Raw genomic sequence first — 15,522 nt, 5'->3', positions numbered from 1 at the left:
CTCAAATTTTATTTGTAATCCGCTGACCGTTAAAGCTATAATATTAGAACTTAGATGGGGCCCCCTCCCTGCGTCACCGTCAAAGTTCCCCGCAATATGGATGCTTCACAGCTGAACGGCACCTGGTGGATTTCTACATCAGAAGATACACCTTACTTTTTATTCATCATCTGAGAAATGGTGTTAAAATCAAGCTGTTTTCCATCAGCCACAATCGATTTTACAATTTTATCTTCCATATCTTTGGATACGGGCTTATTCGCAATTTTAGAAACTTTTTTTATTACATTCCGAACGGTTTTCTCGTCCTTAAAGTTAGCGTTTTGCAAAGAACCGGCCAAATCAAATACATCTTTCATATTAACGCCTGTTTTCTTTTCAAGGTTTTTAAAAAAATTATTATCCATTGCTTTTTCACGCTCCTTCATTAACTACTTTATATAGTATGAAGGCGGTAGAAAAAGGTGATTTATTCGTTTGGTTTAAGAAAAGCTGACCCTAAACCACGGCCCAGCCGTACGCATAAATAAAGGCCTTAGCTGTAACAACATGCACCAATAAAAATCAACAAGATGAATAGCACGACTATGAGAACAAATGTGTTTCCGCCGTATCCACCGTCATAGCCGTAGCCGCAGAAACCGAAGCCTATACCTGACACCTCGCTTTTATTTATTCCATACTACATATGAAATATAACCAGCAAGTGCATAGGCAAGCAGGCAAGTCTAGCTATTCACTGTCAAGCGAAAAATAAGGCTTGGTTTTTTTAATTAAGTTCTGCATTCTGCTGGAGTATTCTTTATAAGCTGCTTTTAGGGCAGGTTCTTCTGCAGTCAATGAATTCCATTCCAGCTCTCCTTGGATTTTCTTCATTAATATTAATAAATGCCCATCCTTATTCATTTCCGGAATTTCCAAAAGGTCATTAAATAGATCAAGCTTAATCTGGCCTTGTTCATCAATTTGGGCAAAAAAAACCTGTTCTGCCGTCAAATGCCTTTTTGCTAATTCCTCCTTCAGCCATTTCCAGTTTACTCCTGCATTTTTCAGCGCATCATAATAAACGGTCCCATCCATTATGACTGCATGAGGAACGCCAGCCTCTGGCAAGTTGTTAAAAAGTTCTCCTGCAGTTAGCGGCTGTTTTGCTCTTTTCAATATAATATTTAATTCTCCATTCGAATCAAGAGATGCGAATTCCACATCAGCAACTCGAAAAATATCCTTTTTTCGCAGCTGTTCCATCAGCTCATCAGCACTGTATTTTTCTTTCTTTAAATTGTCCTCAAGTATTTTTCCTTTTTCAATAAACGTTGTTGGCTTCCCTTCTACAAAATCCCGGAATGCCTTGCTTTTTAATGATAAAAGGCTAATAACGAGCGGCACGAATGCCCATATCAAAAAAGCAGTTAATCCATCCCTTAAGCTAAGCTCCGGATCCATGGAAAGTGTTCCTGCGATATCGCCTACAGTGATGCCAACAATATATTCAAAAAAGGAGAGTTTGGAGAGCTGTTTCTTGCCTAATAACTTGGTGATGAGAAACAGTCCCATTATAATGAAGATTGATCGAACAACGGTCGCCATTATCCCATTCATACAGTACCCCTATAACAGAAAGGATTGTTTAAGTTTATTTATGCGTCTGGACAAAAAACCATTTATATCTTTGGCTTCAACGACTCCTTGATGAAACACAGCCTGTGCCTATACATCAGCTGAAGCTTTTGCCTTTTCGGTCAGAGCCCTTTCCAGTTCTTTAACCATTTCTTGAAGCGCCATTAAATTTTTCCTGTTTTCAGCCATACGTTCCTACTTCCTTTTTATCCTTTTGGTTTAAATATAAGTGCGCCAATAAAACCGAAAATGATAGCTGCAGATATACCCGAGCTGGTTACCTCGAACATCCCTGTTAAAACACCTACAAGTCCGTGCTGATCGGCTTCTTGAAGAGCACCATGGACCAGGGAGTTGCCGAAGCTGGTAATTGGTATGGTCGCCCCCGCTCCGGCAAAATCTACCAGTGGTTCATAAAGCCCAACCCCATCGAGCACGGCTCCCAATACAACTAAAAGACTCAACGTATGGCCAGGAGTTAATTTAAATATATCGAACAAGATTTGGCCAAATACGCAAATAAGCCCTCCAATAACAAAAGCCCAAAAAAACATTGGCAGCATAGATACACCTCCTTAATTCATTTCGATTGAAACAGCATGCGCAATACAAGGAATACTTTCATTTTGCTGAAACGTAAGCGGAGACAATAATGCTCCTGTAGCCACCACTAGTATCCGCTTATATTCTCCCTGTTTCATCTGATTTATTAAATGGCCGTATAAGACTGCAGCAGAGCAGCCTGCCCCGCTTCCGCCTGACTGTACAGGCTGGCCTTCCTTATAAATCATTAAGCCGCAATCCTTGAGTTTTTCTCTTTCTATATTCAGGCCGTTATTCCCAAGCAATTCAAAAGTGGTTTCCTGGCCAATTCTTCCAAGGTCTCCTGTTACAATCAAATCATAATAAGACGGATCCAGCTGCATATCCTTAAAGTGGGCTGTAATAGTATCAGCAGCTGCAGGAGCCATTGCACCTCCCATATTAAAAGGGTCTGTGAGACCCATATCAATTACTTTTCCAATCGTAGCTGATGTTGTAACTGGCATGTTTTGCTTCGAAGCTTTCGAGGCTATTACGGCTGCACCCGCTCCTGTCACTGTCCATTGAGCTGTCGGGGGCTTTTGGCCGCCATATTCAGTCGGATACCTGAATTGTTTCTCAACAGCTGCATTATGGCTTGAAGCCCCTGTTAAAATATAATCAGCACCTTGATAGTTCACAATAAAAGAGGCTAATGCAAGACCTTCCATTGAAGTTGAGCAAGCGCCAAAAATCCCAAAGTAAGGGATTTGATTAGTTCTTGCCGTCAAACTTGTAGGAGTTATTTGATTGATTAAATCACCCGCGATATAAAACTGTATGTCTTCCTTTTGTAAGTTGGATTTTTGCAATGCCGTTTGCCCTGCTTCTTCAAGAAGGACACGATGGGCTTTTTCATAGGAGTCTTCGCCCATCCACAAATCATCATGCAATACATCAAAGTCGTCTGCCAGGTTGCCATTTGCCTCAAATGGCCCGCCAGAAACGCCAGTAGAAGCAATGACAGGACGGTTTTGAAAAATCCAGGATTGCTTTCCTTTTAGCATTAAATAACCCCCCATATCACTAGAAGCGTTTTGATCAAAGCCACTACAAATGCAGCAAACACGCCAAAAAGGATAACAGAGCCGGCAAGCTTGAACATATTGCCGCCTACCCCGAGCACAAAGCCTTCAGTCCGGTGCTCAATTGCTGCCGAAATAACTGCATTTCCGAAACCAGTTACAGGGACCGCACTTCCTGCTCCAGCAAACTGTCCGAGACGGTCATAGACCCCAAAGCCTGTCAGCAGCATGGAAAGAAAAATCATTGTTGCTACAGTAGGGTTCCCGGCAGTCTGTTCCGTAAAGTTGAAGAAATAGATGTAAAAATACGTAATAGCTTGTCCGATTACGCAAATGAGCCCTCCTACCCAGAAAGCCCTGATACAGTTCTTTAGAACGGGGCGCTGCAATTCATGCTTTTGCTCAAGCTGTTCATATTGCTGTTGCTGGGGTGTCTTAGTTGAATTTTTTTTGCTCATGATTCATACCCCTTTCTACGTCATTTCTTTTTTTAATTTTATAATCTTATCAAGTTTCTTTTTTGCTTTTTTATCCGAAAAATCCGGATCTTTCATTTTTTCCTGAAGCTCTACCGCTTCAATAAAAATTTTGTAGTCACTCGAAACAATGAAGTGTTCTTCAGGATATTTTTTTTCCAGCAGCTTCGTCATTTTCTTTTCGATTTTTTTCATATGAAATCGCTGAATGTGCTTTACTTTGTAAGCAACCAAAGTTTTTTCTTTCCCTTTTACGACAGCTACATCGTACAATTCTTCCATGGATTCGATATCATGCTCGATGTCTGCAATCAGATCCAAATTTTCCTTCGTATTTTTTTCAATTAAAGCAGGTGGCGGATTAGTTGTTTTGAGGAGCGCCAGATCGCTTTCGTTCAACTCACCATCCCTACTGCATCCAGAAACGGTAACCAATATACATGCCATCAACCACAAATGTCTTTTCTTCATAATAGTCCCTTTCTATGTAGAATCTTTAGTTATATTGTCCTCGGATTGCTTCGGATTTATGAAAAATAAGCAACATCCTAATATTTCCATATTATATAAAAAAATAAAAGCCGGTAATTGCCGGCTTCTAGATTAGCTCTTCTTTGATTTTTTTCCGCATCCACAGCCTTTTTTCTTTTTCTTTTTTGAGGACTGGGGCTTAGTGGCTGACTGCTCGTTATTGTTCTTCATCATGATAGGCCCTCCATTTATGAAAGAATCCCTTTCTATAATTTATGCTGTTTCTCAATGCTTGCTTAAATCAAATGCCTATCTATTTCTTGTAATTTCTTCATCCATCGAGCCATTTTTGCACGATTGTTTCAATGATTGCAGCAAAACCAGCTACCGCTAAAACCAGCAATACAGGGACGGCCCATTCTTTGAGTAAAAAATATAGAGAACATAATAGTACGGCACTCCATACCCCCGTACACCAGTAACAGCTCAATAGCTCCCCAAAGAAACTTCGGATTCTGCCCTCTTTTACAACTAAGTATATTTCAGCTTCCCCTTCTTCATTTTTTTCCTCTACTTCTTCAATGAATGGACTCCGGATAAATTCAGAAATTTTATCAAATACAATCAGCCTCGTCAGCCGGAAGCTTGCAAGAGAAAGAATGACCAGTTCCATAGGTGTTATATCCATTTTTTTACCTCCAACTTATAAAAAAATAGCCTATTTTTTTGAAAAACAAGGCGTTTGTCCGTAACCCATAGGGCTCCCCGGCAATATGTTATTAGTGTAGACCACAAGAAACAAACAAGGAGGAAAACAAAAATGGGTTGTGGAAAAAAAGACGACTTCAAAGGCAAAAGCTGTGTATGTGAAGTAGTTCGTGCTATAAAAGATATTCAAGATAATGCAGAAGATGTGTGCGAATGCCCTTCAAACTGTTTCCTGGAGCCGCTGGGAGCTATCTCTCCTTCAGGCAATAGACGCCATAAGCGTCCGGATACACGCGTATTCACATTAAAATCTGCGGACGGTTCACCATTCCATGCTTTCTTTACAGGAAATGACTGTGCTTGTGTATCCATCTTCTTCAGAGTAGAAGAAGTATTTGATAACTGCTGTGCGGTGCTTCGTGTACTAGAGCCAGTAAACAGAAAGTCTGGCCCAGACAAAACAGTAAACCTTGCCGATGATTGCTGCATCGACTTGAAAAAGGTTTGCGAAGTTGATTACTTCCGCAGTACTGATGACTGTGTAACTGTCGACCTAAGCTGCTTCTGCGCAGTTCAATGTATTGCAGATGTAGACCTTGATATCTGCGAAGACTAATAGGAAGCCAGCCGTCCATTCGGCTGGCTATTTTTTTCTTTCTAGCTCCACAAGGAATGCTACGACTGCTTCATCATCGCACAACGGAAAGCTGCAGCTTTTTGGAGGATGTGGCGTTCTTTGTCTGCATTCCTTCGTGGGCAAGGCGCTTACACTTTTTTTCCTACCTTCTTAAGCCAATCATTTTTATTTCCTTTATAGAATTGATGCTAATTTGTTTAGTTGATTCATCAAACAATTTAATTTCAATAAATTCATCACCTCTAGAGATCAGAAAACCTCTTATCGCTTTCTCATCGGTTTCAAATATGCAAGGAATTGGAGGAAGCTGCTTTGGAAAATCAATTAAGTAATCTAAACGCTCAGATGTGTCCATCTCCTTAAAACTCTTTACTCGCCGGAAAGAAGGTTTTCTTTTTTCTGTTGTAAAGGCAAATGAAGGCGCTTCTTTTTTCTCTTCCCTGCCCGCTTCAAATTCTTCTATTGTTTCCTGCACTTTCTTCTGTTCGGCAACATCCTCAACGACCTTTTCCTCAGGCTTCTTTATCGTATTTTCTACAGCAGCATCTAATTCCTGCAGACTATCCGGATGTTTCTTTTTACTTTCCAATTCTGCTTTTCTGCTTGAATAAACAGTTTGCATTTTCGATTCTGGAAATTGAAAATTAGGCTGCTGTATATAAAATAAGGGTTCTTTTTCTTTTTTCTCTGCCATTCTTGCCCACCTCCGCAATCATAATGTTTCGTCGTATTATATGTATGCAGAATATAGGCTTTCGTTTCTGCAGAAACAACAAAAAGCCCACTCAAATTTGAGTAGGGATTTTCATTTTGGCTCATTTCTCATCGAACGCTCTTTTAGTTTAGAAAATTTTGCTGTGTTTAAACTTAGATACCTTCTAATAAAGACAAACTTAGCACTAACAGCCTCTATTAAAGAATGTGATAACCGGAATCCACATGGATGTTTTCTCCGGTAATGCCGCGTGACAGGCTGCTGAATAAGAATAAAGCAGTATCTCCAACTTCTTCAGTCGTTGTCGTTTTCCGTAGCGGAGCTCGTTCTTCAATTTCTTTTAAGATCGTATTAAATTCGCTGATCCCTTTAGCAGAAAGAGTCCTAATCGGTCCCGCTGAAATGGAATTCACACGTATGCCGTCTTTCCCAAGGTCGTTTGCCAGGTATTTAACACTCGCATCAAGAGAAGCTTTAGCCACTCCCATTACGTTGTAATTTTTGACAACCTTTTCCCCGCCAAGGTAAGTGAGTGTGACAATGCTTCCGCCATCTTTCATAAGGCCTTTCGCTTCCTTTGCAATAGCGGTCAAAGAATAGGAACTGATATTGTGTGCAAGAAGGAATCCGTCCCTTGTTGTGTTCATATATTCACCTTGAAGTTCCTCTTTATTTGCGAAGGCAATGCAATGGGCAATCCCGTGGATGATCTCTGCTTCTTCCTTAATTGTACTGAAGCATTTACTGATATCTTCATCGTTTGTCACATCACATGGCAGTACAAGTGAATTGGCATCTTCAAGCGATTCTGCTAATTCTCGCACACTTTTTTCTAGTCTTTCACCCGCGTATGTAAAAATTAAGCTTGCACCAGCATCGTGAAGAGATTTAGCAATCCCCCAGGCAATACTTCTTTTATTCGCAACTCCCATTACGACGAATGTTTTTCCTTTTAAAGAAAGAGTCATTTTATAGGCCTCCTGATATTTTTATAACAAGTTATTAGTACCTAGTGCTAATTGTACATTAAATTTTATAAAAAGAAAAGCCTATAGCCCTGTTGAAAATATGAGAAAAGCGCAAGTACCTTGCCAACGAAGGAACGCAGACTAAGAACGCCTCGTCCTTCCAAAAGCTGCCGCTTATGGTCGTGCGTTGATGAAGCTCTCGAACGTTCCTTGTGAGCTAGATAGTCTTTTTTAGTTTTGCAAAAAAATCCTGCTTTTATCAAGCAGGATTTAGATTTATTTACTTATTGCACAAAACAGCATCTTTTAACACCATTCACAGAATTCAAGTTCTCGTTTGAGTTCATCAACATATTCCTTGGAGCCAGTGACAATCAATCGGTCATTCATATGCAGTTCTGTATCCCCGTGAGGTACAATGGAGTCCTTGCCTCTAAGAATCCGGACAAATATGACATCCCCTGTAAACGGGAACCGCCTTATGATCATTCCTTCAAATTGCTCATTTAAAAGTCGGATTTCGTATAAGGCTGTTTCCTTATCAAGTAAAATATTAACGACACTCGGTGATTCGATTAGTGCCCGAAGTAAAGTTTTGGAAGAAAGAATAGTTGAAAAGACTTCAATTCCGTGCTCTCGAAGGCTTTCTTCCAAATCTGGACTTTCCATCCGGCAAATAACCCGTTCAACCCCTTTTTCTTTAAAGCCAATTGATAATGTCGCATTCGTTTCTTCATCACCAGTAGATATAACAACGATATCCGAATTAAACGCTTCAGTTTTTTCGAGTGCTCCCAGTTCAAAATCTTCTATTTCAATTATTTCAAATAAAGAGTCAGCAATTTGTTTATCAGCTTTTTCCTGTTTTTTATGATATAAAACAGGGTCGTACAAAGTGGACTTAAGCTCACTATAGATTGGCATTGTCATTTGATTGGCACCAATAAAGGAAACCTTCAGTTTTTTCTCCTCTGCCACTTCTTGAGGGAATAGCTTTTTAAAAACCACTGGTGTAAAGACACTTGTAATAACAGCAACAAGAATCAGTGTTCCGCTCATTTCTGCTGTGATTACGCCCATCCGTTCCCCAATAGTTGCAGCAGCAATTACAAGAGATAAAGTTGATGTTAATAGAAATCCGGAAGCAATAACTGTTTTCATATCATACCATCTTTTTAAAAAATAAATTGGCAGGAGTTTCGAAAGCAGAAGTGCAAACAGCAGCAGCGGTATTAGCATAAGCATTTTCGGATCTCCGAACAATGACCATATATTCAAGTCCACCCCAACCATCACAAAGAAAATCGGAATCAAGAAACCATATCCAAAAGAGTCCAGCTTATGGACCATTTCCTGATTTGGTGCCAGAAGTGAAACAAGAACTCCCGCAAGGAAAGCACCTAGAATATTTTCAGCTCCTACAGTTTCTGATAGTGCTACGAGGAAAATAATCAGTGCAAACACAGCTCTTGTGCCAATTTGAACTGTGCCCGTAGACATTGCCTCCAGGAATTTTAGGTTTTTAAAGCTTCTTCCAATAAAATACAGTAAGATACCCACTGCAAATAAAACAAGAAGGAGCCAAGTATTTCCTTCACCACCGTCATTTATTGATACAAAAACTGCAAGCAAGATCATTGTAACAAGGTCTGCAATTACTGCAATCAATAAGATAATTTGGCCAATGCCCGTTTTCATCAAATGGGCTTCTTTTAGCGTAGGTACGACAACCCCAAGTGATATGGTTGAGATAATTAAGGTCATTAAAAAGGCATTATCGATAAAGCCTGCCCAGACAAATAAATAAGAAAGACCAAGAGATACGAGAAAAATCCCAATAAATACAATAGATGAAACCATAAACGAATTGGGCTCCAACTTACCATTTGGCAATTTTTCACTCTTCCTGCTTGATGAAAAGGCTTTAAAGTCAATTTCTAATCCACTTAAAAACATAAGAAATATAAAGCCCAGTGTTGAAAGTGTTTCAAGCCACATGTCTTCATGTACAATATCAAACCCGCTCTTCCCGATCACAAGTCCAACCAGAATTTCAGCTACAACTACAGGAATAAAATTAACCCTCAATCGATGAAGCAGTATGGGCGTAATAAAAGCAGCCAAAATGACAATTACAAGTGATGTAACCGATGCTCCATGTTCCATAATTTTTGCCCCCTTAACCTGACAAATAACGCATAAATAAAGTAGCCATTCCAAAGTAAATTAGAATACTGATAATATCATTAATTGTTGTAATAAACGGACCTGAAGCGACCGCTGGATCGATTTTCATCCTGTGCATAAATAAAGGTATAAGTGCACCGGCTAAGGTAGCAACAATTAATGTAAACAAGATGGAAACACCGACTAAAACGCCGAGAAAAAAATTGCCTTTCCAGAGATAAACAACCAATGTGACAAGTAGACCGCAAGTACCACCGGTTATTAAACCAGTACCTGCTTCTCTAATTACCAGTTTCGTTTTATTTTCTTTCTCCAAATCGCCTGTAGCTATTCCGCGAACAGCTACAGCAAGTGCCTGTGTGCCAGTATTTCCAGCCATCCCTGCAATAAGCGGGATGAAAACAGCCAGAATTGCAACCTGATCCAAAGTGGCTTCAAATCTGCCGATTAAGCTTGCTGTTAACATGCCCAAAAATAGCAATATGATAAGCCAAGGAAGCCTTTTGCGTGCAGCCGACACAGGGTTTCTGTCGATATTATCCATATCCGAAACGGCAGCAAGTTTCGAATAGTCATCAGACGCTTCCTCATCCATAACATCCATGACGTCATCGACTGTAATAATTCCGAGAAGATGATTTTGAAAGTCAACAACAGGAACAGCAAGGAAATTATAATCTTTAATCTTTCTCGCTACCTCTTCCTGGTCCTCTCCTACCGAAACAGAAACAACTCTGTCATTTGTAATTTCCGAAATCATCGTATCATCATCGCTAACAATCAAATCTCTTAAAGAAATGACCCCAATGAGCTTCTTCTCCTCATCTACAACATATACATAATAGATGGTTTCCGCTCTTGGCGCTTCATTTTTTAAGATATACATGGCGGAACGGACTGTCTGATTGGCTGAAAGAGACACAAATTCAGTTGTCATGATACTTCCTGCAGTATACTCCTCATAATGCAGCAAATCCTTAATTTCCTTGGCCGATTCATCATCCATGATTGTCAGATAGCTGACAACCTGATCTTTATCTAGTTCGTTAAGAACATCCACTGCATCATCGACATACATTTGTGAAAGCATATCCGCTGCGTAATTAGGGTTCATTTCAGCAAGAACATCTTTATATTCATCTTCATCGATCTCAAGATTTTCAAAAAGCGAAGCCATTTCTTCCGGAGAAAGATAAAGATAGATTTTTGTCCTTAAATCTTCATCCAGATCTTTAAAAAATGAAGCTTGATCATAAGGATGCAAATCAAGAAATTCATTCCTGAAAATGTCAATTTCATCATTTTGTAAAGATTGGATTAAAAGATCTTGGTTGATGTGTGAGTCTGATCTTTCTTCTGTTAGTTCTGCCATATCGTTACCTCCTTTCGAACGCGGTAATGCAGGAAACCGCTAAAATGCAAGCTTTCAAAATTGGGCAGCCGCTTAAATATTTCTATAGCTGACAAAAGTCCATCAAAAGTTATACATCACATTAATCTGAAGCAAAATATCTCGGAAGAAATATATTTGCAATCTAACTTGTTCCTATACCTGCTGATGTTATTATTTTTAGTAGGACGTTTAAGTGCCGTATATTGAAAACGTACTTCACTATACTAGCAAATCTTTGTATTTTTGTCGTCTATGAACATCCTTCAGGAGAAAATATGAATCGATTGCCTGTCCGGTAACCTTAATTTTCCCAATCTGTACATTTAAAAACATTGAGCACTGCTTCAATCTAAAAAGCCGAAAAATCGGATAAGTGAACTGAATATTGATATCATAACAATAGATAATGCAAAGGAGTTTCAAATATGAAAGTTGATATTATTGGTGATATCCACGGCTGTTTTGACGAATTTAAAGATCTCACGCTAGAAATGAATTATAAATGGGACAGCGGATTCCCGATCCATCCTCATAGAAGAAAGCTGGCCTTTGTAGGTGATCTAACAGACCGTGGACCTAAATCACTTGCAGTCATTGACCTGGTTTATAAACTTGCAGCAAACGATATGGCTTTCTATGTTCCCGGCAATCATTGCAATAAACTATACCGCTATTTTTTAGGAAACAAGGTTCAAATTACACATGGATTGGAGACAACGCTTGCTGAATATGATCAACTAGATATAAAGAAAAAAACGGAAATCAGGAGAAAATTTAAGGAACTGTATGAGAAAGCTCCTTTATATCATGTTCTTGATAATAAAAGACTTATTATTGCGCATGCGGGAATAAGAGAGGATTATATAGGGAAGCACTCTTCCAAAGTCAAAACCTTTGTCCTTTATGGAGATATAACCGGCGAAAAGAATTCTGATGGCACACCAGTCAGGCGTGATTGGGCGCAACAATACAATGGCACAGCTGCCATTGTATATGGCCATACCCCGGTGAAGGAAGTCCGGAAGGTGCATAACACCTATAACATCGATACTGGAGCAGTGTTTGGCAATAAATTAACTGCCCTCCGATATCCTGAAATGGAATTTCTATCGGTTCCATCAAGCATGCCTTATTTAGAAGATAAGTTCCGGAACTTATAGAATGGAAGGTATAAAATCTTAATAACTCAGTATTCAATGAAGCATTCAATGTCCCTCGAAAGGAGCGAATCAAATTTCACCAGTATTCAGATGTTAACAAGGCTGCAGATCACCCGAAAAAACACACAAGATGACCCCCATAAAATAAATAGACAAAAGCCAAGAATCCAGCTTTTGTCTATAAAAGGCTTTGCATATCTTCTGGAAGAGGCTGTTCGAATGACAGCCTCTTTTGCAAAAAAGGATGATAAAATGAAAGACTCCCGCAATGAAGCGCCTGGCGGGCAATTAAATCCTTGTTTCCTCCATAAAGTTCATCCCCTGCTAGAGGGTGGCCAACCCAGGAAAGATGAACCCTAATTTGATGGGTTCTACCTGTCTCCAAACTCATCTTTAAATGTGTATGTCCATTCTTACGGCTAAGCACTTGAAAATGGGTACAGGCATATTGCCCTTTTTCACTGACTTCCCGCTCTATTATGCTGTCAGCTTTTCTTCCGATTGGCTGCTCGATGGTCCCTTTAACCTGTTCAACTTCCCCCTCTGCTACCGCTTCATACACTCTCTTTATTTCCTGGGAGCGCTGCTGCAGGCAAAATAAATGATGCACATGTCTGTGTTTGGCAATTAGAACAATTCCAGAAGTATCCCTATCAAGCCTTGTCACTATATGTGTGGTAGACATTAAGCCTATTCGCTGGTAATAACCGATCAGGCCGTTAGCCAAACTTCCTGTCGGATGCTCTCTGGAAGGAATCGTGCTCATGCCGGCAGTTTTATTCACAACAAGGACAAAATCATCCTCGTAAAGGATATCCAGGGGTAAATCTTCCCCATTCATTCCCTCGCTTGGAACTTCCTCAGGGAAACCAACTTTAAGCTTATCCCCTTTTTGTAAGATATAGCGGACATTGACTTCTGCACCATTGACAGTAATAAAGCCTCCTGCAAATTTAATATCCGTTAGTGCTATTTTAGAAATATTATTTTCTTTTAGAAACTCCCTGATGATTCTTCCTGATTGCTGAGTGGAAATTTCCCATTGCAATTCAAAATGCGCCATGATGCTGCGCTCCTGTTCTATAAGTATTACCTCATGCTAAAAGCTTTGCTTTATTTAAGAGCGATTAGGTGAAAGACCCTAAAATTCTATGCAGATTTACGCATATTAATCAGCAACAAATGAATCGTGCACCCTTTTCCAGAATGGAAATGGCCTGAATCTGGCAAAGCGTATTTTTTCATCCGCCACTCTAAATTGAATCGACTTTACATCCTTATGAAGAAGAGTCAGATGGTCGATGGTGAGCTGAAAATCAGGTTCATTTACCGGCTTCAGCATACAGGTATGATGGGCAGGCAGGACGAGGGGAGAACCGACTGTTCGGAACACTTTATTATTGATTGATGCCATTTCAGCAAGCTGAATGGCAGCCAATGAAGGATGAAGGATAGCTCCCCCCAATGCTTTGTTGTATGCAGTACTGCCAGACGGTGTTGATAAACAGAGGCCATCTCCGCGGAATCTTTCAAAGTGCTGTCCGCGAATTTCTACATCCATTACCAGAGTACCTTCAACTGCCTTGACTGTTGATTCATTCAGTGCCAAATAGCGGGTTTCTTTCCCCCCATGCTGGTAGCGAACGATCACTTCCAATAACGGGTATTCAATTACTTGATAAGGGGTCTTTGCTATGGCGATCACAAGCTTTTCTAATTCCTCTGGCACCCAGTCTGCATAAAACCCCAAATGGCCGGTATGGATCCCGACAAATGCTGTTTTATCCAGACGGCTGCTGTATCTGTGAAAGGCATATAGCAAAGTTCCGTCCCCGCCCACTGAAATGACTATATCAGGCTGTTCTTCATCATATGTAAGCTCGAAATCCAATAAATAGGTTCTCATCTTGTGCATGAGAGTGTTTGATTTGGAATCTCCTTTTGAGGTAATGGCAAATTTCATTTTATCCAAGCTCCTCTTTTGAAAATTGCACTGTTAAAATTGCTTGTTGATATCCGGTCCTGCCAGCCAAGCGAAAAAAAATCAACAAAGACTTTTAACAAAGCTTCAACTAGTCGTCCAGATTAGTTTTCTTCCTTTTGATGCTTTTCCTTCTTCCTTGTAAAAAACGCCTGGGCATCCTGAATTTCTCCACGAATTAGGGACATTTCCTCGTCGAGCCTGAAGGCGGCTTCTGCTGCCCTTTGGAGTCTCATTTGAATATCTTCAGGGAACTGGCCCTTATACTTATAGTTCAGAGAATGTTCAACGGTTGCCCAGAAATTCATTGCCAGAGTCCTAATCTGAATCTCAGCGAGGATTTTTTTCTCCCCTTTTATTGTTTGGACTGGATAACAAATAACAACATGGTAAGATCGATAACCGCTGGCTTTTTTATGAGAGATATAATCTCTTTCTTCTATAATTTCAAAGTCGTTCCTTTGTCTTAATAGCTCAACAACTTTTTTAATGTCATCAACGAATTGGCACATCATTCTGACACCGGCAATATCCTGCATCTCAGATTCTAATTTATCGAGAGGGATTCCTTTTTGGTTAGCTTTGTCCAGTATGCTTGCAATAGGCTTTACCCGCCCTGTAACAAATTCAATCGGGGAATGGGCAGAATCCATATCAAATTGGCTTCTCATGCCTTTTAGCTTTATTTTTAACTCTTCGACCGCCTGTTTATAAGGCGCCAAAAATAAATCCCAATGCTTCACCTGCAACACCACCACATCCGAAGTAAAAGAGAGCGGTGCCTGAAAGTGCCTAACTTTTTCAGGCACACGTTTCCTTCAAAATATATTCACCTTTTCATCCCAGTTTTCCAGCAGCCAAATACTTACTAAGAAAAGCGCTATGCGCCTTGCCGCCCCCGACAAGCACATGACGAGCCGGCTGAAAGGTTATTTTTTAACCTTTTGGACGGATTGGCTTAGATTCGAGAGGCGATGGCGCCTGGAGCTAGACAGTTCTTTAAGTTTAATAATTTATTCTTTTTTGTTAAAATATGCTCTCCACTTTTGAAACCATTTCCTCACCGTAATTGCTGTTGCCTCTGATATTTTCAATCAAATCTCCTAATTCCTCATGGAAACCTTCTAATGCAAGACGTTCTCCCTTAGCATCCGCTACATAAACAGGAAGTTTGTGATCATATGCCCTTTTTAATTCAGACCACACAGAATAAGGAAGAGAAATATATATATATTCATCGTTATGATCCGCTATGTAAACAAATGACAGATTGTCAGAATCAGCCAATATTTGCCCCATGGCATTCAAATTCAAAACCGATCCATCCTCTATCCTAAGAATTAATTCATTTTCTTTCATATCTGCTTTTGCAACTTTTAGTTTTTGTTTCATTGTTCTACCTCCATAGTTATTCCTATTTTATCGCAGATTAACGGGCAGTAAAAGCCCCTCCTAGCTTTTTCACAGGAGAATTATAAGGCTTAACTGCCCGTAAAGGCCCGATTGGTTCAACTATCAATCCCAGTGGAAGAAATTCACTTCCACTGTGGGTGAGTTTCACTTTATCGCAGATTAACGGGCAGTAAAAGCCCCTCCCAG

The 15,522-nt window shown here is 40.0% G+C and carries 18 protein-coding genes; 2 read left to right on the top strand and 16 right to left on the bottom strand.

Annotated elements, in window-relative coordinates:
- Positions 1-152: 152 nt before the first annotated feature.
- From NCCP133_RS05580 to NCCP133_RS05545, 8 genes are all read right to left on the bottom strand, one after another.
- Positions 153-407, bottom strand: coding sequence for a stage VI sporulation protein F (locus NCCP133_RS05580; RefSeq protein WP_264803940.1), 255 nt, complete (start codon positions 405-407; stop codon positions 153-155).
- A 128-nt stretch (positions 408-535) separates the two neighbouring features.
- Positions 536-652 (bottom strand): YjcZ family sporulation protein, encoded by a 117-nt coding sequence (locus tag NCCP133_RS05575; protein ID WP_264803983.1) that lies wholly within the window; start codon positions 650-652, stop codon positions 536-538.
- Between the two features lie 80 nt (positions 653-732).
- On the bottom strand, positions 733-1,602 hold the full coding sequence (locus NCCP133_RS05570) for a DUF421 domain-containing protein (protein WP_264803939.1): 870 nt from the start codon (positions 1,600-1,602) through the stop codon (positions 733-735).
- 224 nt (positions 1,603-1,826) lie between these two features.
- Positions 1,827-2,183 (bottom strand): stage V sporulation protein AE, encoded by a 357-nt coding sequence (gene spoVAE, locus NCCP133_RS05565; RefSeq protein ID WP_264803938.1) that lies wholly within the window; start codon positions 2,181-2,183, stop codon positions 1,827-1,829.
- Between the two features lie 12 nt (positions 2,184-2,195).
- Entirely contained in the window at positions 2,196-3,209 is a 1,014-nt protein-coding gene (spoVAD, locus tag NCCP133_RS05560) for a stage V sporulation protein AD (protein ID WP_264803937.1), read from the bottom strand.
- Positions 3,209-3,685 (bottom strand): stage V sporulation protein AC, encoded by a 477-nt coding sequence (gene spoVAC, locus NCCP133_RS05555; protein ID WP_264803936.1) that lies wholly within the window; start codon positions 3,683-3,685, stop codon positions 3,209-3,211. Before spoVAC ends, spoVAD begins: the two co-directional genes overlap by 1 nt.
- A gap of 15 nt (positions 3,686-3,700) precedes the next feature.
- Positions 3,701-4,174 carry a sporulation protein gene (locus NCCP133_RS05550; protein ID WP_442874238.1) on the bottom strand — a complete coding sequence of 158 codons (474 nt, stop codon included), beginning with the start codon at positions 4,172-4,174 and terminating at the stop codon, positions 3,701-3,703.
- A 331-nt stretch (positions 4,175-4,505) separates the two neighbouring features.
- Positions 4,506-4,862, bottom strand: coding sequence for a DUF1360 domain-containing protein (locus NCCP133_RS05545; RefSeq protein WP_264803935.1), 357 nt, complete (start codon positions 4,860-4,862; stop codon positions 4,506-4,508).
- Between the two features lie 132 nt (positions 4,863-4,994).
- Here NCCP133_RS05545 and NCCP133_RS05540 point away from each other — a divergent pair, with 132 nt between their 5' ends.
- Complete coding sequence (locus NCCP133_RS05540) at positions 4,995-5,498, top strand: CotY/CotZ family spore coat protein (protein WP_264803934.1); 504 nt, start codon at positions 4,995-4,997, stop codon at positions 5,496-5,498.
- Between the two features lie 163 nt (positions 5,499-5,661).
- On the opposite strand, the gene NCCP133_RS05535 is transcribed toward NCCP133_RS05540, so the two are convergent.
- From NCCP133_RS05535 to mgtE, 4 genes are all read right to left on the bottom strand, one after another.
- Positions 5,662-6,213 carry a spore coat CotO family protein gene (locus tag NCCP133_RS05535; RefSeq protein ID WP_264803933.1) on the bottom strand — a complete coding sequence of 184 codons (552 nt, stop codon included), beginning with the start codon at positions 6,211-6,213 and terminating at the stop codon, positions 5,662-5,664.
- A 218-nt stretch (positions 6,214-6,431) separates the two neighbouring features.
- Complete coding sequence (gene fabI / locus NCCP133_RS05530; protein ID WP_264803932.1) at positions 6,432-7,202, bottom strand: enoyl-ACP reductase FabI; 771 nt, start codon at positions 7,200-7,202, stop codon at positions 6,432-6,434.
- A gap of 306 nt (positions 7,203-7,508) precedes the next feature.
- Positions 7,509-9,368: a monovalent cation:proton antiporter family protein gene (locus tag NCCP133_RS05525; protein WP_264803931.1), complete on the bottom strand. Its 1,860-nt coding sequence runs from the start codon at positions 9,366-9,368 to the stop codon at positions 7,509-7,511.
- 13 nt (positions 9,369-9,381) lie between these two features.
- Positions 9,382-10,761: a magnesium transporter gene (gene mgtE / locus NCCP133_RS05520; RefSeq protein ID WP_264803930.1), complete on the bottom strand. Its 1,380-nt coding sequence runs from the start codon at positions 10,759-10,761 to the stop codon at positions 9,382-9,384.
- 446 nt (positions 10,762-11,207) lie between these two features.
- On the opposite strand from mgtE, the gene prpE reads away from it, so the two are divergent.
- Complete coding sequence (gene prpE / locus NCCP133_RS05515; protein ID WP_264803929.1) at positions 11,208-11,942, top strand: bis(5'-nucleosyl)-tetraphosphatase PrpE; 735 nt, start codon at positions 11,208-11,210, stop codon at positions 11,940-11,942.
- A gap of 178 nt (positions 11,943-12,120) precedes the next feature.
- Here the strand turns inward: prpE and NCCP133_RS05510 are convergent, their stop codons facing one another.
- The 4 genes from NCCP133_RS05510 to NCCP133_RS05495 form a co-directional block, all read right to left on the bottom strand.
- Positions 12,121-13,005, bottom strand: coding sequence for an RluA family pseudouridine synthase (locus NCCP133_RS05510; protein WP_264803928.1), 885 nt, complete (start codon positions 13,003-13,005; stop codon positions 12,121-12,123).
- Between the two features lie 105 nt (positions 13,006-13,110).
- Positions 13,111-13,905: an NAD kinase gene (locus tag NCCP133_RS05505; protein WP_264803927.1), complete on the bottom strand. Its 795-nt coding sequence runs from the start codon at positions 13,903-13,905 to the stop codon at positions 13,111-13,113.
- 122 nt (positions 13,906-14,027) lie between these two features.
- Positions 14,028-14,666 (bottom strand): GTP pyrophosphokinase, encoded by a 639-nt coding sequence (locus NCCP133_RS05500; protein ID WP_309298036.1) that lies wholly within the window; start codon positions 14,664-14,666, stop codon positions 14,028-14,030.
- A 283-nt stretch (positions 14,667-14,949) separates the two neighbouring features.
- Complete coding sequence (locus NCCP133_RS05495; protein WP_264803926.1) at positions 14,950-15,315, bottom strand: hypothetical protein; 366 nt, start codon at positions 15,313-15,315, stop codon at positions 14,950-14,952.
- Between the last annotated feature and the right edge of the window lie 207 nt (positions 15,316-15,522).

Origin of the sequence: Cytobacillus sp. NCCP-133, from assembly GCF_026011715.1 — a bacterium.
Classification (GTDB): Bacteria; Bacillota; Bacilli; order Bacillales; family Cytobacillaceae; genus Cytobacillus.
The sequence above is the reverse complement of the archived record's forward strand: the minus strand, read 5'-3'. Positions and strand labels throughout refer to the sequence as shown.

What these genes read in the sequence shown, in the direction of transcription:
- NCCP133_RS05580 (WP_264803940.1), bottom strand. Translation starts at nt 407, where the DNA reads ATGGATAATAATTTTTTTAAAAACCTTGAAAAGAAAACAGGCGTTAAT.
- NCCP133_RS05570 (WP_264803939.1), bottom strand. Translation starts at nt 1,602, where the DNA reads ATGAATGGGATAATGGCGACCGTTGTTCGATCAATCTTCATTATAATG.
- spoVAE (WP_264803938.1), bottom strand. Translation starts at nt 2,183, where the DNA reads ATGCTGCCAATGTTTTTTTGGGCTTTTGTTATTGGAGGGCTTATTTGC.
- spoVAD (WP_264803937.1), bottom strand. Translation starts at nt 3,209, where the DNA reads ATGCTAAAAGGAAAGCAATCCTGGATTTTTCAAAACCGTCCTGTCATT.
- spoVAC (WP_264803936.1), bottom strand. Translation starts at nt 3,685, where the DNA reads ATGAGCAAAAAAAATTCAACTAAGACACCCCAGCAACAGCAATATGAA.
- NCCP133_RS05550 (WP_442874238.1), bottom strand. Translation starts at nt 4,174, where the DNA reads ATGAAGAAAAGACATTTGTGGTTGATGGCATGTATATTGGTTACCGTT.
- NCCP133_RS05545 (WP_264803935.1), bottom strand. Translation starts at nt 4,862, where the DNA reads ATGGATATAACACCTATGGAACTGGTCATTCTTTCTCTTGCAAGCTTC.
- NCCP133_RS05540 (WP_264803934.1), top strand. Translation starts at nt 4,995, where the DNA reads ATGGGTTGTGGAAAAAAAGACGACTTCAAAGGCAAAAGCTGTGTATGT.
- NCCP133_RS05535 (WP_264803933.1), bottom strand. Translation starts at nt 6,213, where the DNA reads ATGGCAGAGAAAAAAGAAAAAGAACCCTTATTTTATATACAGCAGCCT.
- fabI (WP_264803932.1), bottom strand. Translation starts at nt 7,202, where the DNA reads ATGACTCTTTCTTTAAAAGGAAAAACATTCGTCGTAATGGGAGTTGCG.
- NCCP133_RS05525 (WP_264803931.1), bottom strand. Translation starts at nt 9,368, where the DNA reads ATGGAACATGGAGCATCGGTTACATCACTTGTAATTGTCATTTTGGCT.
- mgtE (WP_264803930.1), bottom strand. Translation starts at nt 10,761, where the DNA reads ATGGCAGAACTAACAGAAGAAAGATCAGACTCACACATCAACCAAGAT.
- prpE (WP_264803929.1), top strand. Translation starts at nt 11,208, where the DNA reads ATGAAAGTTGATATTATTGGTGATATCCACGGCTGTTTTGACGAATTT.
- NCCP133_RS05510 (WP_264803928.1), bottom strand. Translation starts at nt 13,005, where the DNA reads ATGGCGCATTTTGAATTGCAATGGGAAATTTCCACTCAGCAATCAGGA.
- NCCP133_RS05505 (WP_264803927.1), bottom strand. Translation starts at nt 13,905, where the DNA reads ATGAAATTTGCCATTACCTCAAAAGGAGATTCCAAATCAAACACTCTC.
- NCCP133_RS05495 (WP_264803926.1), bottom strand. Translation starts at nt 15,315, where the DNA reads ATGAAACAAAAACTAAAAGTTGCAAAAGCAGATATGAAAGAAAATGAA.